Annotated in this window: 23 protein-coding genes; 10 read left to right on the forward strand and 13 right to left on the reverse strand. The window is 73.7% G+C overall.

Annotated features, from left to right (window positions below; genetic code table 11):
* The 6 genes from ACIP8Z_RS34365 to ACIP8Z_RS34390 all read right to left on the reverse strand — a co-directional run bounded on the left by ACIP8Z_RS34365 (nucleotide 1) and on the right by ACIP8Z_RS34390 (nucleotide 7,092).
* On the reverse strand, nucleotides 1–1,062 hold the full coding sequence (locus ACIP8Z_RS34365; RefSeq protein ID WP_402090421.1) for a glycosyl hydrolase: 1,062 nt from the start codon (nucleotides 1,060–1,062) through the stop codon (nucleotides 1–3).
* On the reverse strand, nucleotides 1,059–1,523 hold the full coding sequence (locus ACIP8Z_RS34370) for a hypothetical protein (RefSeq protein ID WP_402090423.1): 465 nt from the start codon (nucleotides 1,521–1,523) through the stop codon (nucleotides 1,059–1,061). The genes ACIP8Z_RS34365 and ACIP8Z_RS34370 overlap by 4 nt, the downstream gene beginning before the upstream one ends.
* A 78-nt stretch (nucleotides 1,524–1,601) precedes the next feature.
* On the reverse strand, nucleotides 1,602–3,620 hold the full coding sequence (locus tag ACIP8Z_RS34375; RefSeq protein ID WP_402090425.1) for a hypothetical protein: 2,019 nt from the start codon (nucleotides 3,618–3,620) through the stop codon (nucleotides 1,602–1,604).
* A 119-nt stretch (nucleotides 3,621–3,739) separates the two neighbouring features.
* Nucleotides 3,740–4,549 carry a polysaccharide deacetylase family protein gene (locus ACIP8Z_RS34380; RefSeq protein ID WP_402090427.1) on the reverse strand — a complete coding sequence of 270 codons (810 nt, stop codon included), beginning with the start codon at nucleotides 4,547–4,549 and terminating at the stop codon, nucleotides 3,740–3,742.
* Nucleotides 4,546–5,928: a glycosyltransferase gene (locus ACIP8Z_RS34385; protein WP_402090429.1), complete on the reverse strand. Its 1,383-nt coding sequence runs from the start codon at nucleotides 5,926–5,928 to the stop codon at nucleotides 4,546–4,548. The genes ACIP8Z_RS34380 and ACIP8Z_RS34385 overlap by 4 nt, the downstream gene beginning before the upstream one ends.
* Nucleotides 5,929–6,009: 81 nt before the next feature.
* The gene (locus ACIP8Z_RS34390; RefSeq protein WP_402090652.1) at nucleotides 6,010–7,092 is read right to left on the reverse strand and encodes a GNAT family N-acetyltransferase; all 1,083 of its coding nucleotides are present in this window, start codon (nucleotides 7,090–7,092) and stop codon (nucleotides 6,010–6,012) included.
* Between the two features lie 124 nt (nucleotides 7,093–7,216).
* Between ACIP8Z_RS34390 and ACIP8Z_RS34395 the strand changes: the two genes are divergently transcribed.
* The 3 genes from ACIP8Z_RS34395 to ACIP8Z_RS34405 all read left to right on the forward strand — a co-directional run bounded on the left by ACIP8Z_RS34395 (nucleotide 7,217) and on the right by ACIP8Z_RS34405 (nucleotide 8,935).
* Nucleotides 7,217–7,903 (forward strand): phosphotransferase, encoded by a 687-nt coding sequence (locus ACIP8Z_RS34395; protein ID WP_402090431.1) that lies wholly within the window; start codon nucleotides 7,217–7,219, stop codon nucleotides 7,901–7,903.
* A 188-nt stretch (nucleotides 7,904–8,091) separates the two neighbouring features.
* Nucleotides 8,092–8,448 carry a hypothetical protein gene (locus ACIP8Z_RS34400; protein WP_402090433.1) on the forward strand — a complete coding sequence of 119 codons (357 nt, stop codon included), beginning with the start codon at nucleotides 8,092–8,094 and terminating at the stop codon, nucleotides 8,446–8,448.
* Between the two features lie 136 nt (nucleotides 8,449–8,584).
* A complete protein-coding gene (locus ACIP8Z_RS34405; RefSeq protein ID WP_402090435.1) occupies nucleotides 8,585–8,935 on the forward strand; it encodes a VOC family protein in 351 nt (116 codons plus the stop codon).
* Nucleotides 8,936–8,955: 20 nt separating this feature from the next.
* Here ACIP8Z_RS34405 and ACIP8Z_RS34410 read toward each other — a convergent pair whose 3' ends face one another.
* The 5 genes from ACIP8Z_RS34410 to hutU form a co-directional block, all read right to left on the reverse strand.
* The gene (locus ACIP8Z_RS34410; protein ID WP_402090437.1) at nucleotides 8,956–9,696 is read right to left on the reverse strand and encodes a hypothetical protein; all 741 of its coding nucleotides are present in this window, start codon (nucleotides 9,694–9,696) and stop codon (nucleotides 8,956–8,958) included.
* Between the two features lie 71 nt (nucleotides 9,697–9,767).
* Nucleotides 9,768–10,982: an imidazolonepropionase gene (hutI, locus tag ACIP8Z_RS34415; RefSeq protein WP_402090654.1), complete on the reverse strand. Its 1,215-nt coding sequence runs from the start codon at nucleotides 10,980–10,982 to the stop codon at nucleotides 9,768–9,770.
* Nucleotides 10,983–11,041: 59 nt separating this feature from the next.
* Nucleotides 11,042–12,406, reverse strand: a complete 1,365-nt coding sequence (locus ACIP8Z_RS34420; protein ID WP_402090439.1) for a formimidoylglutamate deiminase — start codon at nucleotides 12,404–12,406, stop codon at nucleotides 11,042–11,044.
* Nucleotides 12,397–13,593, reverse strand: a complete 1,197-nt coding sequence (locus tag ACIP8Z_RS34425; RefSeq protein ID WP_402090656.1) for an allantoate amidohydrolase — start codon at nucleotides 13,591–13,593, stop codon at nucleotides 12,397–12,399. Before ACIP8Z_RS34425 ends, ACIP8Z_RS34420 begins: the two co-directional genes overlap by 10 nt.
* Nucleotides 13,594–13,610: 17 nt before the next feature.
* Nucleotides 13,611–15,275, reverse strand: a complete 1,665-nt coding sequence (gene hutU, locus ACIP8Z_RS34430) for a urocanate hydratase (RefSeq protein ID WP_055599403.1) — start codon at nucleotides 15,273–15,275, stop codon at nucleotides 13,611–13,613.
* Nucleotides 15,276–15,378: 103 nt separating this feature from the next.
* Here hutU and ACIP8Z_RS34435 point away from each other — a divergent pair, with 103 nt between their 5' ends.
* From ACIP8Z_RS34435 to ACIP8Z_RS34460, 6 genes are all read left to right on the forward strand, one after another.
* Nucleotides 15,379–16,743 (forward strand): diaminopimelate decarboxylase, encoded by a 1,365-nt coding sequence (locus tag ACIP8Z_RS34435; protein ID WP_402090441.1) that lies wholly within the window; start codon nucleotides 15,379–15,381, stop codon nucleotides 16,741–16,743.
* A 32-nt stretch (nucleotides 16,744–16,775) separates the two neighbouring features.
* Nucleotides 16,776–17,261, forward strand: coding sequence for an SRPBCC family protein (locus ACIP8Z_RS34440; RefSeq protein WP_402090443.1), 486 nt, complete (start codon nucleotides 16,776–16,778; stop codon nucleotides 17,259–17,261).
* A 151-nt stretch (nucleotides 17,262–17,412) separates the two neighbouring features.
* Nucleotides 17,413–17,805 carry a hypothetical protein gene (locus tag ACIP8Z_RS34445; protein WP_402090445.1) on the forward strand — a complete coding sequence of 131 codons (393 nt, stop codon included), beginning with the start codon at nucleotides 17,413–17,415 and terminating at the stop codon, nucleotides 17,803–17,805.
* Nucleotides 17,802–18,596, forward strand: coding sequence for a transcriptional regulator (locus ACIP8Z_RS34450; protein ID WP_402090447.1), 795 nt, complete (start codon nucleotides 17,802–17,804; stop codon nucleotides 18,594–18,596). The genes ACIP8Z_RS34445 and ACIP8Z_RS34450 overlap by 4 nt, the downstream gene beginning before the upstream one ends.
* 41 nt (nucleotides 18,597–18,637) lie before the next feature.
* Complete coding sequence (locus tag ACIP8Z_RS34455) at nucleotides 18,638–19,030, forward strand: roadblock/LC7 domain-containing protein (protein WP_030315243.1); 393 nt, start codon at nucleotides 18,638–18,640, stop codon at nucleotides 19,028–19,030.
* Between the two features lie 98 nt (nucleotides 19,031–19,128).
* Nucleotides 19,129–19,500, forward strand: a complete 372-nt coding sequence (locus ACIP8Z_RS34460; protein WP_402090449.1) for a hypothetical protein — start codon at nucleotides 19,129–19,131, stop codon at nucleotides 19,498–19,500.
* Between the two features lie 32 nt (nucleotides 19,501–19,532).
* On the opposite strand, the gene ACIP8Z_RS34465 is transcribed toward ACIP8Z_RS34460, so the two are convergent.
* Nucleotides 19,533–20,378, reverse strand: a complete 846-nt coding sequence (locus tag ACIP8Z_RS34465) for a MurR/RpiR family transcriptional regulator (protein WP_319318990.1) — start codon at nucleotides 20,376–20,378, stop codon at nucleotides 19,533–19,535.
* 501 nt (nucleotides 20,379–20,879) lie between these two features.
* Nucleotides 20,880–22,271 carry a cystathionine beta-synthase gene (locus ACIP8Z_RS34470; RefSeq protein WP_402090451.1) on the reverse strand — a complete coding sequence of 464 codons (1,392 nt, stop codon included), beginning with the start codon at nucleotides 22,269–22,271 and terminating at the stop codon, nucleotides 20,880–20,882.
* A 118-nt stretch (nucleotides 22,272–22,389) separates the two neighbouring features.
* On the opposite strand from ACIP8Z_RS34470, the gene ACIP8Z_RS34475 reads away from it, so the two are divergent.
* Nucleotides 22,390–23,400 (forward strand): SGNH/GDSL hydrolase family protein, encoded by a 1,011-nt coding sequence (locus ACIP8Z_RS34475; protein ID WP_402090658.1) that lies wholly within the window; start codon nucleotides 22,390–22,392, stop codon nucleotides 23,398–23,400.
* Nucleotides 23,401–23,469 lie beyond the last annotated feature (69 nt).

Genomic DNA, 23,469 nt, shown 5'->3' on the forward strand with positions numbered 1-23,469 from the left:
TCAGCGGTCCGGTACGTCCTGCCGGAAGTACGGGTCACGTCCGGCGATCCGGTACCCCTCCAGGCCGGGCCCCGCGTCGACGGTCAGGTCGCAGCCGGGACCGGGAACGGCCCGGTTCCAGTGCACGTACGCCCGCGCCGCCGGCAGGGTCGGCGCCACCTCCGGGATCGCGGTGTACCAGTCGCGCTGCCGCTCGGGCCGCTTCGGGTCGGGGGCGGTGGAGAACTCGGAGAGCATGATCGGCTTGTCGCCGGAGATGTTCTTCCGGAGCCAGTCGTAGCTCGGGCGCTGGCTCCTGTCGAAGTCGAGCCAGTCCGGCGACTTGTGGCACAGGTAGTAGTTGTACTGGTCCATGCCGATCCAGTCGACGTAGTCGTCGCCCGGGTAGAGCGCCTTCATCTGCGGGGCGTTGCCGAGCCAGCCGGAGACGGTCCACACCCACACCACGTTGGTGACGCCCAGCTTCCGGAAGCGGTCGTGGAGGTGGCGGTAGGCGGCGACGTACTCCTCGGGGGTCCCGGCGCCCTCGGGGATGCGGAAGTCCGCCTCCTGGTCGAAGGAGAAGAAGACCCGCTTGCCGTACTCCTTGATCCGCCGTGCCTGCGGATCGATGACGGAGGTGTCGTACCGCCCCGAGGCGATGTTCTTCCAGCCGAGCTGCCGCTCGGTCCAGCCGGCGTGGTGCTTCTCCGTCCACACGGTGGACTCCCAGGCCAGCATGAGGAGTCGCTCGCGGCCGAGTTCGCGCTCGTCGGCGGTGATCAGCTCGCCGTCCGCCGTGCTCCCCGACATGTCGTGGTACGTGTACACGAGGTCGAGCTTGCGGCCGATCTTCTTCTCGAAGGCGTACACGGGCCGGGTGAGCGAGCTGTCCTCGTCGTACGGGATGTACGCGCCCCACCAGGCCCCGCACGGGGCGACGAGGGCGGTGTCGGGGGTGCAGCGGTCGTCGCCCTCGGCGAAGGTCGACCAGACCCCTATGCCGGCGGTCAGCGCGCCGACGGCGGCGAGCGCGATCGCGAGCCGGGTCCAGGGGCCGCCCCGGCCGTGCCGCCGGGTCATCCGCCCCCACCGGCCCCTCGTTTGCGGAACTGCGGGACACGGAACCGGAAGGTGCCGGTCCCGGCGGGCCGGGCGCCGTCGCGCTCGACGGCCCCGCGCGTGGCGGCGGGCAGCGGGACTCCGGGCAGGGTGGCGACGACGCTCACGAAGACGGCGAGGACGACGAGGAAGACGGTCAGCGAGAAGGCCTTCGCCAGGAACAGGGTGGTCGCGACGAGGGTGGCCACGGACAGGCTGACCGGCGCGGCCAGCGCCAGCGCCTCGAGACGGGCGCCGGGGCGCAGTCCGAGCGGCTGCGGGAGCAGCAGGGCCAGGCCGGGCGCGAGGACGACGAAGGCGAGGACGGGGATCCAGCGCGCCGGGGAGCCGCCGGGGAGGGCGGTCGCCGCGAGGGCGACCCATCCGGAGGCCGCGAGCGCGGCTCTGCGCTGGGCGCGCGGGGTCAGGCGTGGGTGGGCCATGGCGTACCTGCTCCTCGTACGGGTGGGCCGGCGGACGGGTCGTCGGCGGGGTGTGCGGCCGGTGGTGGGCGGTCGTGCTCAGCCGGTGGTGGTGGGCCGGTAGCGCAGGACGAGCCCGTACCGGCTCTCCTCCACGACCGCGAACAGCGGCGAGGCCTTGAGCGCCGCGCCGAGGCGGTCGAAACCGCCCTCCGGGAGGTAGCCCTCGCCGATGACGGCCTCGCCCTGGGTGGGGGTGAGGATCACATAGGCCGGGCGGCCCGCGGGGATGCCGCCGGCGAGATAGCCGGCCGGGTCCTTCAGCATGCGGAGGTTCTCGTCGACCTCCTGCTCGGTGAAGAACCAGCGCTCGTACTGGTCGTAGCGGTAGTACGAGTCGGCGAACGCGCCGGTCGCGGCGAGGATCAGCGCCCCCTCGGGCGCCCGGTCGAAGGCGCGGCGGGTGAGCGCGGTCTCGCCGGGCGGCGCGTAGTGCATGCCCTCCTTGCCGTAGTACGAGGGCAGGAAGCCGGCGAGCATGGCGACGAGGGTGAGGGGCAGCGCGACGGTGGCCGTGCGGCGGGCGATCGTCGCGGCGCGGCTCGCGGCCCCGGCGGCGGGGACGAGCGCGGCGGCCGCGAAGAAGGCGGCGCCGGGAAGGCCGAAGAGGTAGACCCGGAAAATCATCTCGCCGCCGTAGTCGTTCACGGCGAACATCGGGAGGGGCGCGGCGGCGACGAGCAGCAGCGGCAGCGCGCTGCGGACCAGCCTGCGGCGCAGGAGCACGGCGGCGGCGGCGAGACCGCCGAGCGCGAGCACCATCAGGATGTTGGCGCTGCCGACGAGTTCGGGGCCCGGCCCGGTGGGGTCGCCCGCGAAGCCGGGGCGCGAGTTGCCGAGCAGGTCGCCGGCCTTCTCGCGCAGGGTGCCGAGGGTGTCGAGGAACAGCTCCCGGCCCATCGTCAGGTTCCAGGCCAGCATGATCAGGCCGGTGACGGCGAGGAGCCCCAGGTTGCGGTAGCGCCGGGTGAGGCAGAGGGCGAACAGGCTCGCGCACAGCATCACGGGGGTGAGCTGGTGCGAGGCGTTGATGGTGGCGATGATCGGGACGAGGAAGAGGACGGCGACGGCCCGCTGCCGGGTGGTCGTGGGCGGCGGCACGGCCGCGGCGGCCGGGTCGAGCGTGGCGCGGTCGCGGAGCGTTCCCGCCGAGCCGGGCAGCACGAAGTGCCGGACGACGACGGCGAAGACGGTGAGGTACAGCAGGTACGAGAAGCCCTGCGGGGAGAGGTAGTCCTGGCCCACCCAGTTCGCGAGCTGGAAGATCCACACACCGGTCCACACGAGGCGCCAGTCGTCGCTGAACGTGCGGTAGACGAGGATCAGGACGGGGACGGTCAGCAGACCGAGCGCGACGGGCGCCCAGTTGATGAACGAGGCGGCGGCGTCCACGCCGAAGGCCCGGACGAGGGCGGCGTCCAGCGAGAAGAAGCCGGGCCACTGGTCGTAGGCGGACATGCCGCCGGAGAGCTCGGTCCCGGGGTGGACGGTGCCCTGGGCGAGGAGCCTGCTGATGATCGCGTCGTGCTTGGACGCCCAGGCGTAGCGGACGGTGTCGTAGAGGATCGCGGGCGGCGCCTTGAGGGCGACGAGCATCGCCGCGCAGTAGGTCGCCGGCCAGAGCGGCGCGGTGCCGGCGCGGCGCAGGGTGATGACGAAACCGCAGGTGAGGACGGCGAGGGCGGCGTAGAAGGTGAGCGGGAAGCGGTCGAGGAGACCGAACTCGTCCATGCTCCGGAAGTCGATGCCGGGCAGTGCCCAGAGCCAGAGGGCGCCGGCGACGAGGAGGGGGACGAGGTTGAGGGCGTCGGGGGACCGGAGGACGGCGGCGAGCCGGGCCCGGGGGGCGGCGGCCCGCTCCCCGGACGCGCGCTCCCCGGACGCCCGCTCCGTCGCCTCCCGCGCCCCTGGCGCCGGGTCAGCCGCCGTCCGCTCCCTCGCCTCGCGGTCCTCCGCCCCGCGGCCACCCGCCTCGCGGTCCTCCGCCTCGCGGTCCGTGGCGGAGGGCCGCGGTGGCGCACCGCTCCCGGTCACCGGTGCGGGCCCCTGACGCTGCACGGCCTCTCCCCCCACGAACTGTCCTTTTCGACGAAGTACAGGAAGGTACTTCGGTTTTGTTCGGGCTTTCAACTGCCGGGCCGGTCGCCGGAGTTGTCGATCTCGGGACACACCGGCACTCAACCGGCGAACTCGGGCCCCTTCACCAGGGCGCGGGCCCTGCGGTACATCCGCCAGCCGACCGTGGGCAGCGAGTCGGGGTACGGAGCGGTCTTCGCGCCGCGCCCCTCCATCCACCGCTCGATGTCCGCGACGGTGTGCCCGCGGCGCAGGATCAGCCGGGCGATGCGGTAGATCTCGTCGGTCCCGGAGCTGAGCGCGTGCCGGACGGCGACGGCCGAGGTGTACCCGGCGGCCGCGGCGGCCCGCCGTACGGCCGGGCTGTTGTAGCCGTGCGGGTAGGCGAGATGGCGGACCTCATGCCCGAGGACGTCCTCCAGGACCGCCTTGGACTCGCGCAGTTCCCGGCGGAGCGCGGCCGGCGCCAGGGTGTCGAGCTGCGGGTGGGTGGCGGTGTGCGCGCCGACCTCCATCCCGTACTGCTCGAGGCGCGGCGCCTGGGCCAGGGTCATCATCGGCGCGGGCGGCAGCAGACAGGGCCGGCCGCGGGTGATGGCCCCGGTGGTGAGGTACGCGGTGGACGGCAGGCCGCGGGCGGCGAGGGCCTCGGCGGTCGGCCCCACCAGATCGGCGAAGCCGTCGTCGAAGGTGAGGACGACGGGCCGGGGCGGCAGCGGGGCGCCGGTGGCGAAGTGCGCGGCGAGGGTGCCGACGGTGACGGCGGTACGGCCGCTGGCGACGATCGCGTCGAGCTGGGCGGCGAAGTCCTTGGGCGAGACGGTGAATTCGGCGATCCAGTCCGGGGGGTCCTCCATCACGGCGTGGTAGAGGAGGACGGGTATGCGGGAGCGCGCGGCGGTACCGGTCATCGGGCCACCGCCGAACCACCGCGCGGCGCCTGCGAGCGGGCCCGCGCCGGAGCCGTGGCGCGGGCCCGCGTACGGGTCTGTGCGCGGGCCTTGGCGTAGCCGATCGGGCCGTAGAGCATGCCGCGCCGCTCCAGCCGGGAGAGGGAGGCGGGCCAGGGGTGGTGCTGGGTGCCGTGCTCGCCGGGCACGCCGCCGTCGGGGGTCTCCCCCCGCTGGGCGGTCATGGTCCGGGCGTACGCGAGGCCGCGCGGCAGCCGGGCGAGCAGGGCGGGCAGCAGGCGGGGGCTGCGGACCAGGGTGGCGGTGAGGTACGCGGTGAGCCCGGCGCCGTAGCCGTACGCCTGGTTCCGCAGGTCCTGCCAGGTGTCGCGGTGGTGGTGCCAGACGAGGGCCTCGGAGGTGTAGCGGAGGCGGAAGCCGGCGGCGAGGACGGCGACGAAGGCGTACAGGTCGTCGCCGCCGCGGGCGGCGGTCCCGGTGCCGGTGGCCGGGTCGAAGCCGCCGGCCCGGCGGAGGGCGTCGGCGCGGAAGGCCATGTTGGCGCCGGAGCCGAAGCTGCCGGCGGTGAAGGGGAAGAGGGGCTCGTCGGCGGGCGGACGCGCCGGGTCGTAGAGCCGGGGCGCGAAGCCCTTGGCGAAGCCGCCGTGGGATTCGAGGAGGATCTGGGCGGGGGTGCCGAGGCGGGCGGGCAGGATCAGACCGGTGACACAGCCGAGGCCGGGATCGGCGGCGAAGGGCGCGGTGAGGGCGGTCAGCCAGTGCGGGTCGGCGATCACGTCGTCGTCGGTGAAGGCGACGACGGCCCCCTCGGCGGCGGCGAGGCCGGTGTTGTGGGCGGTGGCGAGACCGGGCGTGTCCTCGCGCACGTACCGGACACGGACGGCGCGGTCGGCGTCGTCGGCGTCGTCGGCGTACTTCCGGGTGACGAGCTCGTGGGTGCCGGTGGTGCGGGGCGCGTTGTCGACGACGATCAGCTCGAAGTCCGGGTGGTCCTGGGCGAGCAGCGAGTCGAGGGCGCGGGCGAGGGACTCGGGGCGCTCACGGGTCGCGACGACGACGGAGGTACGCGGCGGCGTGGGCGCTTCGAGGGCGGCGGGCCGGGCGGCGGCGAGGCGTTCGGCGTCGGTCCCGGGCCCCTCGGCCTCGGCGAGCCGTCGCCTGGCGAGGGCGGCGAGCACCTCGGCGGGGTCCTCGCCGTCGGGGACGGTCCCGACGACGGTGGCGGCGGGCCGGCCCCGGAGCCGTACGAGCGCGTAGACGTCACCGGGCACGACGGCCGGCGCGCCGGGCGCGGGCCTGAAGCCGAGGACGTGCCCGTCGGGCGCGTCGAGATCGAGCTCGGCGACGGAGAGGGGCCGGGGGGCGGGGGTGCTGCTCATCGGGGGTCTCCCCAGAGACGTACGGAGGCGGGTGGGGCGGGTGGGACTGATGCGGCAGATGGGGCTCGTTCGGCGGTGGGGCTAACGGTGGCCCCGCAGGCGGGCGAGACCGTTGAGGACGGCGCGCCCACGGGCCGCGAGCGCCGGCCGGGTGCGGACGAACCGGTGCACGCGCAGCGGGGGCTCCCGGCGCAGCCAGTGCACCGCGCCCAGCACACCCGGCCGGACGACGGCACCCTCGTGCACCGTCAACTCCCCCGTCTTCAAGGCGTCCTTGTACTCGGCCGCGCCGCGCCCCAGGTCCAGCATCCCGATCCCGGCGGCGGCCGCGGCCTCGGCCATCCGCAGATGGAGGACGAGCCCGGGCGAGTACTTCGCGAACTCGGGGTCGTACGCCGGGAACCAGCAGGACAGCACGGTCCGGGACCGCAGCCCGAAGTGGGCGGCGATCGGGCGCTCCCCCACGTACAGCACGGACAGGACGCCGGAACAGCCGGGCGTGCGGAGCGCGTGGAGGCGGCGGACGAGCGCGCTGATCCACTCCTGGGCGAAGCGGTCGCCGCGACCGGTCCTGCGGTACTGGGCGGACTTCCACGCCATGAGGGTGCGCAGGGCCGCCGGATCGCGCTCGTCGAAGACGAAGCGCACCTCGCCGTCCGCCTGGCGGCCGAGCTTGCGCTCCTTGGCGAGCGTGGTCCTGAGGAACTTGGGCGACTGGACGCGGAGCAGGGCCTCGTAGGCCGCGTACCCCTCGCCGACGTCGATCACGGGCGAGGCGAAGGACTCGGTGGCGGCGCCCTCGAAGACCGGCTGCCCGTCCTCCAGGTTGTCGAACCGCCAGACGGCGAGACCGCAGGCGCGCAGCAACGCCCGGGCGCCCGGGCGCAGTCCGGAGCGCAGGACGGCTCCCTGGCTGTCGGAGACCCCGAAGCCGATGGCCCGGCCCCCGCCGAGCAGGCCCTTCTCGTACGGGAAGAAGCCGACCGGCTCGCCGTCCTCCCACCAGACGGCGACCCGCGAGCCGGGGCGGACCTCGGCGACCGCGCGGGTGAACTCCGGTTCCATGAAGGGATTCGCGGGCCCGCCGGCTTTGGCGCGCAGCTCCCGCCAGGCCTCGATCTCGCGCTCGCCCAGCTCCCCCGGCCGCACGACGCGGACGCTCACAGCACTCACTTGCCGACCCCCCGGTCTACCCCCTGAGCACTACCAGGACAGGACGCTACCGGTCCGTGGTCACCCGCGGCAGGGATACTGGGGCTTTCCGTGACCAACCCGTGAAGGAGGGGACATGACGGGGATCCGTGGTGATCAAGAGGCTCGCGGGGTGGACGAGTTGGAGATCATCGGGTGGGGCAGGACCGCGGACGTGTACGCGCTGCCGGGGGACGACGCGTGGGTGCTGCGGCGCAACCGCGACGGCGGCGGCACGGCCCGGGAGGCCGAGGTCATGACGCGGCTGGCGCGGCAGGGCTACCCGGTCCCGGCGGTGCTGCGCGCGGAGGGGTCCGATCTGGTGATGGAGCGCCTCACGGGGCCGTCCCTCCTGGACGCCCTGCTGTCCGGCACGTACGAACCGGAACCGGCGGGCGCGCTGATCGCCGAGCTCCTCACGAGGCTGCACGCGCTGCCGGGGGCACCGCCGGCGCATCTGGACCTGCACCCCGGCAACGTCCTCCTGACGGCCGGCCGGGGGCCCGTCGTCATCGACTGGGAGACGGCCGAGGAGGGGCACCCGCCGGGCCTGGACCACGCGATGTCGGCGCTGATCCTCGCGGAGGTGGCGGTCTCCCCTGCCCCGTACGCCCCGGGCGCCCGGGCGGGCCTGGCCGCGCTGCTTTCGGCCGCGACGGCCCCCGTGCTGCCGTACATCGCCACGGCCCGGGCACGGCGCGCGGCGGACCCGCACCTGACGGAGGGGGAGGTGGCGGCGCTGGGCACGGCGGCGGAACTCGTGACGGAGCTGGCGGCGGCCTGAGCGGCGGGGCGGCGGGGCGCGGGAGCGGCCTGGGCGACCCGGCCGCCGGGAGCGGCCTGGGTGACTTGGCCGCCGGGAGCGGCCTGGGGCCCGGCGAAACCCGGTGGCCCGCCGCCCGGCCCCGTCGATACCGTCGGGGCCCCCGCGGACCGGCGTCCGCGGTCCCCCGCGAGAGAGAGTGAACCCCCGTGACCGCCGCCCACCGCCCGACCACGACCCTGTGGCGCCCCACCGGCCCGGCCGAGCTGGACCTCGTGCGCGAGCTGGAGTGGCGGGCCTGGCCGCCGCGGCTGCCGGAGCAGCCGATCTTCTACCCGGTCCTCGACGAGGAGTACGCGGTGATGATCGCGCGCGACTGGAACGTCAAGCACGACGGCGCCGGCTTCGTCACGCGCTTCGAGGTCGACACGGAGTTCCTGCGCAGGTACCCGGTCCGGCAGGCGGGCGGCCGGACGATCCTGGAGCTGTGGGTGCCGGCCGAGGAGCTCGACGAGTTCAACGCGCACATCGTGGGCGGGATCGAGCTGGTTCACGAGTTCCGCTGAGCCCTGCTCGCTAGGGTGCGGTCATGGGAGCACTGACGACCGCCGTCCGCGGGCACGAGGAAGCCGCCCGGTTCCTCGCCCGGCCCGGCGCCTTGGAACTCGACCGTCGCCGGCACGCCGAGGAGGGGAGCCCCCGATGACGATCCGCCGCGCGGTGCCCAACCTCCACACCGCCTCCCTCGGGGAGAACCGCGACTTCTACGCGCTGCTCGGGTTCGAGGCGGTGATGGACCACGGCTGGATCACCACCCTCGCCTCCCCGTCGGCCCCCACGGCCCAGATCAGCCTGATGACCCACGACCTGACCGCCCCGGTCACCCCGGACCTGAGCGTGGAGGTCGACGACGTGGACGCGGCGTACGCGACGCTCCGTGCGGCGGGCGCCGAGATCGTCCACCCCCTGACCGACGAACCCTGGGGCGTGCGCCGCTTCTTCACCCGCGACCCGGACGGCCGGGTGATCAACGTCCTGGGCCACCGGGCCTAGCGTTCCCTTCCCGGGCCGGGTCACGAGCCGTTCGGCCCGCGCTTCACCTTGGTGACGTCGGTGATCGGCGTGTCCGGGAGCCCGAAGGGGTCCGCTGTCACCCCGGCGGCGGTCGTGGTGACGTCCACGGCCAGGTTCTCGATCACGCCCGTGGGGCGGAGGTCGAGCCGGACCCGGGGCCTGCCCCCGTGGTCGGGCATCCGGTGGATGCCTTCCGGAAGGTAGTGCAGGGCGATCAGCCGCTCGCGCAGTTCCGCGTAGCCGGCCGGGGCATCGCCGTCGAACGCCTTCCGGATGCGCTCGGCGTGGGCGTTCCCGACGCACGTGCCGAGGGGGGACAGGGGTGCTTCCTCGGCCGGCTCGGGCCTCGCCCGCTCGGAGAGGGGCGGTTCCGGGAGGTCCGTGGGGAGCGGAACGGGTTCGGGGCTCTCCGTCGCGTACGGGTCCGGTCCCACCGAGAGGTCGTCGACCGCCGGCAGGGCCGGCAACTCGGGCATGCTGCCCGGCGCGCAGGTGTTCGCGATGCGGGTCTCCAGCGCCAGCGACCTGACCTCCGGGTCGGGGTGCTTCTCCAGGGCTTCCGGCGGGATCATCCGCGTCGGGGGCGTCGCCGTCGGCTCCTGCTTCGCCGGGGCGGTCGCGGCGGACACCTTCCCCTGGGCCCGGCCCGTGGTGGCGTCCGCCGTACCGCACGCGGACAGGGCCATGCCGCCGAGCGCGGCGGCCAGGACGATCTTCGTGAAGCGGGTCGCGTTCCTCATGCGGGAATCATGCGGGCGGGTGATGCCCGCCCACATGAGTAGCCCTACTCAGCGATCGCGGTCTCCCGCACTCAGACCACGCGTACGCCCGCCCGCCAGACCTCCGTCACCAGCGGGACGCCCGGTCGGTACGCCAGGTGCACGTGGGACGGGGCGTCGAGGAACGTGAGGTCCGCGCGGGCGCCCGGCGTCAGCCGGCCGACGTCCGTGCGGCGCAGGGCCGCCGCGCCGCCCGCCGTGGCCGACCAGACCGCCTCGTCCGGGGTCATGCCCATGTCCCGCACCGCGAGGGCGATGCAGAAGGGGACCGAGGACGTGAAGGACGAGCCGGGGTTGCAGTCCGTGGACAGGGCGACCGTCACGCCCGCGTCCAGGAGGCGGCGCGCGTCCGGCCACTGGGCGCGGGTGGAGAACTCCGCGCCCGGGAGGAGGGTCGCGACCGTCGATCCGTTCGCGAGCGCGTCCACGTCGGCGTCCGTCAGGTGGGTGCAGTGGTCCGCGCTGGCCGCGTCCAGCTCCACCGCGAGCTGGACGCCGGGGCCGTACGTCAGCTGGTTCGCGTGCACCCGGGGGTGCAGGCCCTTCGCCTTGCCGGCGGTCAGGATCGCGCGCGCCTGGTCGCCGTCGAAGGCGCCCTTCTCGCAGAAGACGTCCACCCAACGGGCGTACGGGGCGCACGCGTCCAGCATCTCGCCCGTCACGAGGTCCACGTACGCGGCCGGGTCGTCGGCGTAGTCCGGGGAGACGATGTGCGCGCCGAGGTAGGTGACCTCGTCGGTGTGCTCGGCCGCGATGCGCAGCGCGCGGGCCTCGTCCTCGACCGTGAGGCCGTAGCCCGACTTGGTCTCGAAGGTCGTCGTGCCCTGGCGGAGGGCCTCGCGGAGGTAGCGGGCGACGTTCTCCGAGAGCTCGGCGTCGGTGGCCGCGCGGGTCGCCGCGACGGTGGTGCGGATGCCGCCGGCCTTGTAGGGCTGGCCCGACATGCGGGCGTTGAACTCGGCGGTGCGGTCGCCCGCGAAGACGAGGTGCGAGTGGGAGTCCACGAAGCCGGGGATCACCGCCCGTCCACCGGCGTCGACCCGGTTGTCAGTGGCCGGTGCTTTGCTGGATTCACCGACCCAGACGACGCGGTCGCCGTCGATGACGACGGCCGCGTCCTGGATCAGACCCAGGGCACTGCTGTCACCGAGGGAGGGATCGTTCGTGACGAGGCTGGCGATGTTGACGATGGCGGTGGCGGTCGTCGCCACGGCGCTGTTCGCGCTCGTGGGGGCGGAGCTCGCCATCGGGTTGTTCGTCGCCGCGGGGCCCGTGTTCATGGTGAGGGGTGTCTCCTTCAGGCGCTTCAGCCGCGCAGTGCGGCGATCGAGTCCGCGAGGGCGCGGGGCACGTCCGGCACGGTCTGGTGGACCCCGTCCCGTACGACGTGACGTCCGCCCACGACCGTGTGCCGGACGTCCGCTGCCGACGCTGCGAATACCGCCGTCTCGGCTGCCAGACGCGGTACCGGTCCCGCTGTCCTGACCGAGTCGAGCGCGATCGTCGTGAAGTCGGCGAGGGCGCCGGCCTTCAGGGTGCCCGCGTCGGTCCAGCCGAGGGCCGCGTGACCGTCCGCCGTGGCCGCGCGCAGGAGGGCCGCCGCCGTCCAGTGGCCGCGGGTGCGGGTGCGGAGGCGTTCGTTCAGTTCCATCGCGCGCGCCTCCTCCAGGAGGTCGATCACCGCGTGGCTGTCGCTGCCCAGGGACAGCGGGGAGCCGGCCCGCTGGAGGGCGACGGCCGGGCCGATGCCGTCGGCCAGGTCCCGTTCCGTCGTGGGGCACATGCACGTGCCGGTGGACGTCGAGCCGATCAGGGCGATGTCGGCGTCCGTCATGTGGGTGTTGTGGACGCCCGTCGTCCGGGCGCCGAGCACGCCGTGGTCGGCCAGGAGCTGGGTGGGCGTGCGGCCGTGGGCCGCGAGGCAGGCGTCGTTCTCGGCGGTCTGCTCCGAGAGGTGGACGTGGAGGGGGGCCTGCCGGTCCTGGGCCCAGCGGGCCACCGTGGACAGCTGGTCCGCGGGGACCGCGCGGACCGAGTGGATCGCCGCCCCGATCCGTACGCCGTCCCGTTCCTTGAGGCCGCTCGCCCGCTCGGCCCAGGCCTCGGCCGTGCCGTCGGAGAAGCGGAGCTGGTGCCGGTCGGGTGCGGCGCCGAAGCCGGCGGAGAGGTACGCGGTGTCGAGGAGGGTGATGCGGATGCCCGCCTCGCCCGCGGCGGCGATCAGGGCCTCGCCCATGGCGTTGGGGTCGGCGTACGGGGTGCCGCCGGGCGCGTGGTGCAGGTAGTGGAACTCGCCGACGGCCGTGACGCCGGCCAGCGCCATCTCCGCGTACACGGCGCGGGCGAGGGCGAAGTAGCTGTCGGGGGTGAGGCGTTGGGCGACGTTGTACATGACCTCGCGCCAGGTCCAGAACGTGCCGGAGCCGACCTGGACCGTGCCGCGCAGGGCGCGGTGGAAGGCGTGCGAGTGGGCGTTCGCGAGGCCCGGGATCGTCAGGCCGCGCAGCACGACGGCGCCGGGCGGCGGGGTGTCGACCCCGGTGCGGACGGCGGTGACGCGGCCGTCCGGGGAGCCCGCGGCGGAGCCGCCGGTGGACACGGTGAGGGCCACGCCCGGCTCGACGTTCGTGTCGAGCCAGGCGTGCTCCAGCCAGTACGTCGTCAGCGGCACGCCAGCTCCTCCAGTACGTCGGCGAGTGCGAGGACCCCGGCCACGCAGTCGTCCTCGGCCGCGAACTCGGCCGGGGAGTGCGAGACGCCGGTGGGGTTCCGTACGAACAGCATGGCGGTCGGAATCGATTCGGAGAGGATTCCCGCGTCGTGTCCGGCACCGGTGCCGAGGACCGGGACCTTTCCGGAGTCGCCGAGGATCCGGGACAGCTCGTCGCGCAGGGCGTGCGAGAAGTCCACGACCGGGGTGAAGGACTCCCGGACGACCGTGAGGTCGATGCCGTGCCGCTGGGCGTAGTCGCGGGCCGCCGTCTCGACGCCCGTCACGACCGTGTCGAGCGCGTCCTGGTCGGCGGCGCGGGCGTCGAGCCAGCCGCGGACCAGGGACGGGATGGCGTTGACGCCGTTCGGCTCGACCGCGATCTTGCCGAAGGTGGCGACGGCGCCCGCGAGCTCCGCCTCGCGGCGGGCGGCGAGGACCGTCTCCGCGTAGGTGAGCATCGGGTCGCGGCGGTCGACCAGGCGGGTGGTGCCCGCGTGGTTGGCCTCGCCGGCGAAGTCGTACCGCCAGCGGCCGTGCGGCCAGATGGAGGAGGCGATGCCGACGGAGTCCCCGGACAGGTCGAGGGCGCGGCCCTGCTCGACGTGGAGTTCGACGAACGCGCCGATGCGGGCGAGCCGTTCGGGGTCGGGGCCGATGGCCGCGGGGTCGTACCCGGCGGCCTCCATGGCCTGCGGGAGGCTGATGCCGGAGGCGTCGCGGAGCTCGTACGCCTGCTCCTTCGTCAGCCGGCCTGCGGTGAGGCGGGAGCCGACACAGGCGAGGCCGAAGCGGGCACCCTCCTCGTCGCCGAAGTTGGTGATGGCGAACGGGCGCTTGAACGAGACGCCGCGCGAGCGGAGTTCGTCGAGGGCGGCGAAGGCGGAGACGACGCCGAGGGGGCCGTCGAAGGCGCCACCGTCCGGGACGGAGTCCAGGTGGGAGCCGGTGACGACGGCGTCCCCCGCCGTGGGGTCGCCGAGCCAGGCCCACTGGTTGCCGTTGCGGTCGGTCTCGACGTCCATGCGGCGGGCCTCGGCCTGCATGCGGAACCAGAGCCGGCAGTCGGCGTCGGCCTCGGTCCAGGCGTAGCGCCGGTAGCCACCGGAGGCGGCGCTGCGGCCGATGGGCCGCAGCGACCGCCACATGGCGTCGAAGCTCGCGCTCACGCGTCGTCGCCCTCGCGCATCGGGACGCGGACGCCGCGCTCGTCGGCGACCCGCTCCGCGATGTCGTAGCCCGCGTCGACGTGCCGGATGACGCCCATGCCGGGGTCGTTCGTCAGGACGCGGCGGATCTTCTCGCCCGCGAGCTTCGTGCCGTCGGCCACCGAGACCTGGCCGGCGTGGATGGAGCGGCCCATGCCGACGCCGCCGCCGTGGTGGATGGAGACCCAGGACGCGCCGGAGGCGACGTTCACCATGGCGTTGAGGAGCGGCCAGTCGGCGATGGCGTCGGAGCCGTCGAGCATCGCCTCGGTCTCGCGGTACGGGGAGGCCACCGAGCCGCAGTCGAGGTGGTCGCGGCCGATGGCGAGGGGCGCGGCGAGGGTGCCGTTGCCGACCATGTCGTTGAACATGTCGCCGGCCTTGTCGCGCTCGCCCTGGCCGAGCCAGCAGATGCGGGCGGGCAGGCCCTGGAAGTGGACGCGCTCGCCGGCCATCTTGATCCAGCGGTGCAGGGACTCGTTCTCCGGGAAGAGGTCGAGGATCGCCTTGTCCGTCTTGTGGATGTCCGAGGCCTCGCCGGACAGGGCCGCCCAGCGGAACGGTCCCTTGCCCTCGCAGAACAGCGGGCGGATGTACGCCGGGACGAAGCCGGGGAAGGCGAACGCGCGGTCGTAGCCGGCCAGCTGGGCCTCGCCGCGGATCGAGTTGCCGTAGTCGAAGACCTCGGCACCGGCGTCCATGAAGCCGACCATGGCCTCGACGTGCTTGGCCATCGACTCGCGGGCCCGCACCGTGAAGCCGGCCGGGTCCTTCGCGGCGGCGTCGGCCATGTCGTCGAAGGCGACGCCGACCGGGAGGTAGGACAGCGGGTCGTGGGCGGAGGTCTGGTCCGTCACGATGTCGATCGGGGCGCCCTCGGCGAGCATCTGCGGGAGCAGCTCGGCGGCGTTGCCGAGGAGGCCGATGGAGAGCGGACGGCGGGCGTCGCGGGCCTCGGTGGCCAGCTGGAGGGCGTGGGCGAGGTTGTCGGCCCTCACGTCCAGGTAGCGGTGCTCGATGCGGCGCTCGATGGCGCGCGGGTCGACGTCGACGCAGATCGCGACGCCGTCGTTCATCGTCACGGCGAGGGGCTGGGCGCCGCCCATGCCGCCGAGGCCGGCGGTGAGGGTGATCGTGCCGGCCAGGGTGCCGTTGAACTTCTTCGCGGCGACGGCGGCGAAGGTCTCGTACGTGCCCTGGAGGATGCCCTGGGTGCCGATGTAGATCCAGGACCCGGCGGTCATCTGGCCGTACATGGTGAGGCCGAGCTGCTCCAGGCGCCGGAACTCCTCCCAGTTGGCCCAGTCGCCCACCAGGTTGGAGTTGGCGATGAGGACGCGCGGGGCCCACTCGTGGGTCTGCATGACGCCGACGGGGCGGCCGGACTGGACGAGCATCGTCTCGTCCTGCTTCAGCGTCCGGAGCGTGCGGACCATGGCGTCGAAGGAGCGCCAGTCGCGGGCGGCCTTGCCGGTGCCGCCGTAGACGACGAGCTTGTCGGGGTGCTCGGCGACCTCGGGGTCGAGGTTGTTCTGGAGCATCCGGAGGGCGGCCTCCTGCTGCCACCCCAGGGCGCTCAGTTCCGTACCGCGCGGGGCCCGTACGGGGCGGGGTCCTGACATGGCGGTGCCTCCTCGAATGTCGTTCAGATATTCACATCCTGGCGGCTTGAATAGTTGTAGTCAACAGCTGCGGGGGCGCACGTCCCGGTGATGGGATGGACACATGGCCTCCTCCCGCCGCGATCTCGCCGTCCGCGCCGCCGTCGACCAAGGGCTCCTCTCCCCCGCCGAACCGGTCGTCGCCCTCCTCGACACCGCCGGCATCCGCGCCTCCGCCGCCGCCCTGACCAGCGCGTTCGCCGCCGTCACCGACGCGCCCGTGCTGCACGCCTTCGCCGTCAAGGCCGCCCCGCTCGTCCCCGTGCTCCGCCTCCTGCACGAGGCCGGGCTCGGCGTCGAGGTCGCGAGCCCCGGCGAGCTGGCCCTCGCGCGCGCCGCCGGGGTCCCGCCCACCGCCACGGTGCTCGACTCCCCCGCCAAGACCCCCGCCGAACTGCGCCAGGCCCTCGCGCTCGGCATCGCCGTCAACGCCGACAACCTCCAGGAACTGGCCAGGCTCGACGCGCTCGTCACCTCCGCGCCCACCGCCTCACCGCTCGGGCTCCGGGTGAACCCGCAGGTCGGAGCCGGTTCCATCGGCGCCCTCTCGACCGCGACCGCCACTTCCAAGTTCGGCGTGGCACTCCGCGACGAGGGCGCCCGCAAGGCCGTCGTCCAGGCCTACCTGGAGCGGCCCTGGCTGACCCGGCTGCACACCCACACCGGCTCCCAGGGCGTCCCGCTCGCCCTGATGGCCGAAGGCGTCGGGGAGGCGTACGCGCTCGCCGAGGAGATCAACCGCGCGGTCGGCCGGCAGCAGATCGACACCCTCGACATCGGAGGCGGCCTGCCGGTCAACTTCCACTCCGACGAGGAGACACCGACGTACGCGGAGTACGCCCGGCTGCTCGCCGACACCGTCCCGGGGCTCTTCGACGGCCGCTACGGCCTGGTGACCGAGTTCGGCCGCTCGCTGCTCGCCAAGCACGGCACGGTCCTCGCCCGGGTGGAGTACACCAAGAGCTCCGGCGGCCGCCCCATCGCCGTCACCCACGCGGGCGTACAGGTGGCCACCCGGACGGTCTACGCCCCCGACACCTGGCCGCTGCGCGTCCTCGCCTACGACTCCGAGGGCCGCCCCCGCACCGGGGAAGTCACCGTCCAGGACGTGGCGGGCCCCGCCTGCTTCGCCGGGGACCTGCTCGCCACCGGCCGGGCGCTGCCGCTGCTGCACCAGGGCGACGTGGTGGCCGTCCCGGACACCGGCGCGTACTGCTTCGCCCACCACTACGCGTACAACAGCCTGCCCCGGCCGGGAATCCACGGCTTCACGGTGACGGAGAACGGGGACGGGGACGCGGGCGGCCTCGGGAGCGGCGACGGGGCCGGCGGCGGGGTGGTCACCTTCAGGACCGTACGGAAGCCCCAGACGCTCGCGGAGATCGTCGCCGAGTCGGGCGGGGCGCACGCGGACGCCCTCGTCGGGTAGCGCGGGCCGTGCGTCGCGGTTTCGATGAAGCCATGACTGGAACGGGAACCGGCTCGAACACCACGACCGTCGTCGTCGAGCGGCGGGTCGACGCCTCCCCCGGGCGGGTCTGGGAGTCGATCACCGACCTGCCGGACATGCCCCGCGTCCTCTCGGGCGTCGAGCGGGTCGAGGTGCTCACCGAGGGCGGCTTCGCCGTGGGCACCCGCTGGCGCGAGACCCGGCGGATGCTGGGCAAGGAGGCCACCGAGGAGATGCTGGTGACGGAGTGCGAGCCGCCCGACCGGTACGTCACGGTCGCCGACTCGCACGGCATGCACTACGTCTCCGAGATCACCCTCACCCCCGACGGGACCGGGGCGACCACCCTGCGGATGACGTTCTCCGCCCGGCCCTCCCGCGGCCGCCGACAGGGCTTCCTGGGGCGGCTGATGACCCGCTTCGGCGCGAAGGCGGTCGCCAAGGCGCTCACGAAGGACCTGTCCGAGATCGCGAACGCGGTGGAATCGAAGACCTGAGGGTCGACCTGACACACATCCGAGCCCGATTGTCGTCGGGTGCTGGCATGTTCCGATGGAAAATGCCAGAACACCCCCCTGAGGCCGCTGCGTTGAGTAACGTCACCGTCACTGCCGCACGTTCGCACGCCGCATCGGGAGGGGAATCCGCGTGCCCGGAATCGACGAGTGCCTTCTGGAGGCCATGGCCCTGCCGGGCGCTCGCGGGGCCTCCCTGGTCGACTGGACCAGCGGGCTCGCCCTCGGGACGGCGGGTGACTCACCGGTCGGCGACCATGAGACGACGGCCGCCGAGACCGCCGAACTCGCCCGCGCCGCCGCCGAGTTCGACTCGTTCGCGGCCGCGGACGAGGACCCCGGCGACGAACCGCCCGTAGAGGACCTCATCGTCACCACCCGCGCCGGCTACCACGTCCTGCGCTTCGTCGAGACGTCCTTCGACAGCAGCGTCTTCCTCCACCTCTGGCTCGACCGCGACACCGGCAACCTCGCCCTCGCCCGCATACGGCTCCGCGACCTCGCCGAACGGCTGGTCCTGGGATGAGCGCGCCCGGAGCGACCGCCGTCGCCACCCCCGTCTCCCCGATGCTGGTCCGGCTGGCCGCCGAGAAGGCCACCGGCGCCCTGCTCCGCGACCACGGCACGCTCTACCTCGTCGACGGCCGCGTCGTGCACGCCGAGAGCCCCGCCGCCCCCGGCGTCGACGTCCTCCTCACCACCGGCGGACGGCTGCCCCGCGAGGGCTGGGACGAGGCCGTCGACCGGGCCGGGGCCCACCGTGCCGTCGGCCGCTTCCTCGTCGACAGCGGCCGGCTCCACGACGGCGAGCTGGAGATCTGCCACCTCGGCGCCGTCTTCGACGCGGCCTTCTTCGCCCTCTCCCCCACCAGCGGGCCGACCCGCTTCCGGTACGGGGTCGGGCACTGGTTCGGGACGGTGCGGCCGGTATCGGCCGAGGCCGTGGAGCGCGAGACGGTACGGCGCCGCGAACTCCTCGACGCCGTCTGGCCGTACGCCGCCGTGGACACCTCCCCCGTCGTGCCGCGCGCCGCCGCCCCCGGCCAGACCGTGGGGGCGCGCCAACGGGCCCTGCTCGCCGCCGCCGACGGGCGGCGGACCCCGGCGGAGCTGGCCCTGGTACTCGGCCGCCCCGCCTTCCACACCCTCCTCGACGTCCGGCGGCTCGCGGCCGCCGGACTCGTCGAGACGCCGCTCGACCCCACCCCCGAACCGCTGCCACCGCCCTTGCCTGCCCTCTTACCGGCCCTGCCGGTGGCCGATCCCGACATCGCCCTGCTGCGCCGGCTCCGTGACGCCCTGGAGGCACACCTGTGATGAGGCGTGCCCTGCGCCTGCGCGCCGAAAGGAAACAGCTCATGACGGCAGAAGCCGAGGTACTCGGCGAGCTCAGACGGCTGCGGGCCCGGCTGCCCCAGCTGACCGGAGCGCTCGCGGCCAGCGCCGACGGGCTCGTCCTGGCCCACGACACCGTGGACGGCGAGGCGGAGAGCGTGGCCGCGCTGACCGCGGCGGCGCTCGGTGTCGGCCAGCGGCTGACCGACAGCACCGGCCAGGGCCGGTTCCGGGAGCTGCTGGTACGCGGCGAGAACGGCTACGTGGCGACGTACGCGGCGGGCGGCTCGGCCGTCCTGACGCTGCTCGCCGAACCCCGGATCAACGTCGGGCGGCTCCATCTGGAGGCCCGCAGGTCCAGCGTCCGGATAGGCGAACTCGTCGACGGCGCGCTGGAGCGCAGAGACCTGAACTGACGCACCGCACCACGCAGAACGAGCCCCACGCAGAACAAGCATCACGCAGAACGAGCATCACGCAGAAGACACGTACACGAGAAGGAAGTGCGACACCCATGGCGAACACCGAGACCTCCCTCAAGGAAGCGGCCTCCATCGAAGGCGCCCTCGGCGCGGCCCTCGTCGACTACACGAGCGGCATGGCACTCGGCACGATCGGCGGGGGCAAGGACCTCGACCTCAACATGGCCGCTGCCGGCAACACCGACGTCGTCCGGGCCAAGGTCCGCACGATGGAGATGCTCGGCCTCGGCGACGAGATCGAGGACATCCTGATCACCCTCGGCCGGCAGTACCACCTGATCCGGCTGCTCAAGGGCCAGGGCAAGAACGGCCTGTTCCTGTACCTCGCGCTGGACAAGGACCGGGCGAACCTGGCGATGGCCCGCCACCAGCTGAAGAAGGTCGAGACCGACCTGGAGGTCTGACCCGGCCTGTACGGGCGGGAGCCGGCGGGGGTCTATTCGACGAACAGGCCCCGCGCCGCCGCCTTCGTGTCGAACTCCTCCAGACGCGCCTGCGCGTCCGGGAGTTCGTCGGCCATGGCCTCCAGGAGGACCCGGCCGAGCATCATCGGCGCACAGGCGGTGTCGAAGGCGAGCCCGGTGCCGACGGCGGCCGGGATGAGCAGGTCGCTGTGGGCGGCGACGGGCGCGAACGCCGACTCGGCGACGGTCACGACCGTGAGCCCGGCCGCCCGCGCGTACTCCAGTGCCTCGACGACCTCCCGCGGGTGCCGGGGCAGCGCGAAGCACAGCAGGGCCGTGGCCCCGGCGCGTACGGCGGCGTCGACGCGGTCCGTGAGCATGGAGCCGGCCTCGTCGAGGAGCCGGACGTCCGGGTGCACCTTGGCGGCGAAGTAGGCGAAGCCACGCGCCTGCGAGGAGGCGGCCCGCAGACCGAGCACGGGCAGCGGCCGGGAGCCCGCGAGCAGCCGGCCGGCCCGCTCGACGGGCGCGGGGTCGGCGAGCAGTCCGGCGAGGTGCCGGAGGTTCTCGATCTCGGCGAGGACGGCCTGCTGGTACTCGTTGAGCGCCTCGTCCTCCCCCTCGGCCGCACCGGGCTCGGGGGGCGCGACCTCGCGCAGATGGCGGCGGAGCGCCGGATACCCGTCGAAGCCGAGGGCGACGGCGAAGCGGGTGACGGAGGGCTGGCTGACCCCGGCGAGCTCGGCGAGCTCGACGCTGGACAGGAAGGGCACGTCACCGGCGCGCCGCACCATGCAGTGCGCGATCCGCCGCTGGGTCGGCGTCAGCCGGTGCCCCTCGAAGAGCGCCTGCAGCCGACCGGCCGGGCTGTCGCTCATGCCGCCGCCCCTCTCTCTCGCCTATTCACCCACGAAGGGCTCTGCATAAGGATATGCAGCGGGTGGTCGGGAGAGAAGCGCGAAGGGGAAGCCGGCGGGAATCGTGAGCGGGAGGCCCGGCGGAGGATCACGCCCGGGGGGGCTCGGTGGAGGGTCACACGCGGGCGCGGCGGACGGTCACACGCGGGCGGCCCGGCGGGGCATCGCGCCGGGGCGCCCGCCGGGAAAGCCCGGCCGAGCCGGAAGAGGTCGGCGCGGGGACCGCCGCACCCCCGAAACGGGGGGCGGGACGACGGCGGTCCCCGCGAGGACACGGGCCCGGGTCAGGGCCGGCCTCCGCGTCCGCGGCGTCGTCAGGAGTCCGGGAGCCGCTCCGGAAGTCCGTGACGCCGACAACCACCAATGTGCCGGACGCGTGTTAAGCGGGTGCTGCGCGTACGTGTCGCGCTCGTACCGATTGCGCGAACGCGCCCGCAGCACCCACCGCTACGGCCCGGGGAACTACTTCGCGCCGCCGTTGGCCAGGAAGGCCAGCAGGTCCTGGCGGCTGACGACACCGGTCGGCTTGCCCTCGACCAGGACGATCGCCGCGTCGGCGGCCTCGCCGAGGACGGACATCAGGTCGGCGACCGGCTCACCGGAGCCGACCTGCGGCAGCGGCGCGCTCATGTGGCGCTCCAGCGGGTCCTCCAGGGAGGCGCGCTGCTTGAAGAGCGCGTCGAGCAGCTCGCGCTCGACGACCGAGCCGACGACCTCGGCGGCCATCACGTCGGGGTGGCCGGCGCCGGGCTTCACGATGGGCATCTGGGAGACGCCGTACTCGCGGAGCACCTCGATGGCCTGGCCGACGGTCTCGTCCGGGTGCATGTGGACCAGGGAGGGCATGGTGCCGCCCTCCTTGTGGCGCAGGACGTCGGCGACGGTGGCCGTGGAGGTGTCCTCCAGGAAGCCGTAGTCGGCCATCCACTCGTCGCTGAAGATCTTCGACATGTAGCCGCGGCCGGAGTCCGGCAGCAGGACGACGACGACGTCGTCCGGGCCGAGCTCCTTGGCGACCTCCAGCGCGGCGACGACGGCCATGCCGCAGGAACCGCCGACGAGGAGGCCCTCCTCCTTGGCGAGGCGGCGGGTCATCTGGAACGAGTCCTTGTCGGACACGGCGACGATCCGGTCCGTGACGTTCCGGTCGTACGCGGTCGGCCAGAAGTCCTCGCCGACGCCCTCGACCAGGTACGGACGGCCCGAGCCGCCCGAGTAGACCGAGCCCTCCGGGTCGGCGCCGATGACCTTCACGGAGCCGCCGCTGGCCTCCTTGAGGTAGTTGCCGGTGCCGGAGATCGTGCCGCCGGTGCCGACGCCCGCGACGAAGTGGGTGATCTTCCCCTCCGTCTGCTCCCAGAGCTCGGGACCGGTGGTCTCGTAGTGGGAGCGCGGGTTGTTCGGGTTGGAGTACTGGTCGGGCTTCCAGGCGCCGGGCGTCTCACGGACCAGGCGGTCCGAGACGTTGTAGTACGAGTCCGGGTGCTCGGGGTCGACCGCGGTGGGGCAGACGACCACCTCGGCGCCGTAGGCGCGCAGTACGTTGATCTTGTCGAGGGACACCTTGTCGGGGCAGACGAAGATGCACTTGTAGCCCTTCGTCTGCGCCACGATCGCCAGGCCGACGCCGGTGTTGCCGGACGTGGGCTCGACGATGGTTCCGCCGGGCTTGAGCTCACCGCTCTGCTCGGCCGCCTCGATCATCCGCAGGGCGATCCGGTCCTTGACCGAGCCTCCGGGGTTGAAGTACTCGACCTTGGCCAGAACGGTCGCCTGAATACCCGCTGTGACGCTGTTGAGCTTCACCAGCGGGGTGTTGCCGACGAGGCTGATCATCGAGTCGTGGAATTGCACCGTAATCTCCGGGGTCTCCGTAATGGTGTGGCCAGCGTATGCGTAGTCGGAGCGGGTTACGGGGCAGTTAGACCCTGAACGGCTTGAAGGAGGTGACGGCCCCATGTCGAGGGCGAGGGTGGCGCGGCGGATCGCGGCGGGTGCGGCGTACGGCGGCGGGAGCATCGGACTGCTGGGTGTGGCGGCGGTGGGCGTCCTGCTGGCCGAGATGCAGATCGCGAAGCGGACGGTGGGCGGCGGCGCGGCCCCCCTGCCGCCGGGAGCGGACGGCCTCTACGGCCGCGCGTTCGGCACGGACACCCCCCTGCGGCTGGCCCTTCTGGGTGATTCCACGGCGGCGGGTCAGGGCGTGCGCCGCGCGGGCCAGACGCCGGGCGCGCTGCTCGCCTCGGGGCTCGCGGCAGTGGCGGAGCGGCCGGTGGTGCTGCGGAACGTGGCGCTCTCCGGTGCCCGCTCGGACGACCTGGAGCGCCAGGTGTCGCTGCTGCTCGCCCAGCCGCTCGGGCCGCCGGACGTCTGCGTGATCATGATCGGTGCGAACGACGTGACGCACCGCATGCCTCCGACGGAGTCGGTACGGCTCCTGGCGTCGGCGGTCCGGCGGCTGCGGACGGCCGGCGCGGAGGTGGTCGTCGGGACCTGCCCGGACCTCGGGACGATCGAGCCGGTCTACCAGCCGCTGCGGTGGCTGGCCCGGCGGGCCTCCCGGCAGCTGGCGGCGGCACAGACGATCGTGGTGATCGAGCAGGGCGGCCGGACGGTGTCGCTGGGCGACCTGCTTGGGCCCGAGTTCGCGGCGAACCCCCGCGAGATGTTCGGGGTGGACAACTTCCACCCGTCGGCGGAGGGGTACGCGACGGCGGCGATGGCCGTGCTGCCGACGATGTGCGCGGTGCTGGGGGTGTGGCCGGAGACGGACCGCCTGGAGCCGGCGCGGCGGGAGAACATGCTGCCGGTCGCGAAGGCGGCGGCGGAGGCGGCGAAGGAGGCGGGCACGGAGGTCACGGGCGCCCGCGCCCCGTGGGCCCTGCTGAAGCACCGCCGCAGGAGGCGGCTGCCGGTCGCGGCGGACGCGTCGCCGGAGGCGCGGGGGGAAGGGGCCACGGAGACACCCGCCCCCACCAACTGAGCGCTCGCTTAGAAAAGAGGTCCGCATCACATGCCCAGGCCGGTGACCCCATGCGGTACGTACGGGTAA

This window comes from Streptomyces sp. NPDC088553, assembly GCF_044752965.1.
Lineage (GTDB): Bacteria > Actinomycetota > Actinomycetes > Streptomycetales > Streptomycetaceae > Streptomyces.

What these genes read in the sequence shown, in the direction of transcription:
- ACIP8Z_RS34365 (WP_402090421.1), bottom strand. Translation starts at nt 1,062, where the DNA reads ATGACCCGGCGGCACGGCCGGGGCGGCCCCTGGACCCGGCTCGCGATC.
- ACIP8Z_RS34370 (WP_402090423.1), bottom strand. Translation starts at nt 1,523, where the DNA reads ATGGCCCACCCACGCCTGACCCCGCGCGCCCAGCGCAGAGCCGCGCTC.
- ACIP8Z_RS34380 (WP_402090427.1), bottom strand. Translation starts at nt 4,549, where the DNA reads ATGACCGGTACCGCCGCGCGCTCCCGCATACCCGTCCTCCTCTACCAC.
- ACIP8Z_RS34385 (WP_402090429.1), bottom strand. Translation starts at nt 5,928, where the DNA reads ATGAGCAGCACCCCCGCCCCCCGGCCCCTCTCCGTCGCCGAGCTCGAT.
- ACIP8Z_RS34395 (WP_402090431.1), top strand. Translation starts at nt 7,217, where the DNA reads ATGACGGGGATCCGTGGTGATCAAGAGGCTCGCGGGGTGGACGAGTTG.
- ACIP8Z_RS34405 (WP_402090435.1), top strand. Translation starts at nt 8,585, where the DNA reads ATGACGATCCGCCGCGCGGTGCCCAACCTCCACACCGCCTCCCTCGGG.
- ACIP8Z_RS34410 (WP_402090437.1), bottom strand. Translation starts at nt 9,696, where the DNA reads ATGAGGAACGCGACCCGCTTCACGAAGATCGTCCTGGCCGCCGCGCTC.
- hutI (WP_402090654.1), bottom strand. Translation starts at nt 10,982, where the DNA reads ATGGCGAGCTCCGCCCCCACGAGCGCGAACAGCGCCGTGGCGACGACC.
- ACIP8Z_RS34425 (WP_402090656.1), bottom strand. Translation starts at nt 13,593, where the DNA reads ATGTGGCGGTCGCTGCGGCCCATCGGCCGCAGCGCCGCCTCCGGTGGC.
- hutU (WP_055599403.1), bottom strand. Translation starts at nt 15,275, where the DNA reads ATGTCAGGACCCCGCCCCGTACGGGCCCCGCGCGGTACGGAACTGAGC.
- ACIP8Z_RS34435 (WP_402090441.1), top strand. Translation starts at nt 15,379, where the DNA reads ATGGCCTCCTCCCGCCGCGATCTCGCCGTCCGCGCCGCCGTCGACCAA.
- ACIP8Z_RS34440 (WP_402090443.1), top strand. Translation starts at nt 16,776, where the DNA reads ATGACTGGAACGGGAACCGGCTCGAACACCACGACCGTCGTCGTCGAG.
- ACIP8Z_RS34450 (WP_402090447.1), top strand. Translation starts at nt 17,802, where the DNA reads ATGAGCGCGCCCGGAGCGACCGCCGTCGCCACCCCCGTCTCCCCGATG.
- ACIP8Z_RS34455 (WP_030315243.1), top strand. Translation starts at nt 18,638, where the DNA reads ATGACGGCAGAAGCCGAGGTACTCGGCGAGCTCAGACGGCTGCGGGCC.
- ACIP8Z_RS34460 (WP_402090449.1), top strand. Translation starts at nt 19,129, where the DNA reads ATGGCGAACACCGAGACCTCCCTCAAGGAAGCGGCCTCCATCGAAGGC.
- ACIP8Z_RS34465 (WP_319318990.1), bottom strand. Translation starts at nt 20,378, where the DNA reads ATGAGCGACAGCCCGGCCGGTCGGCTGCAGGCGCTCTTCGAGGGGCAC.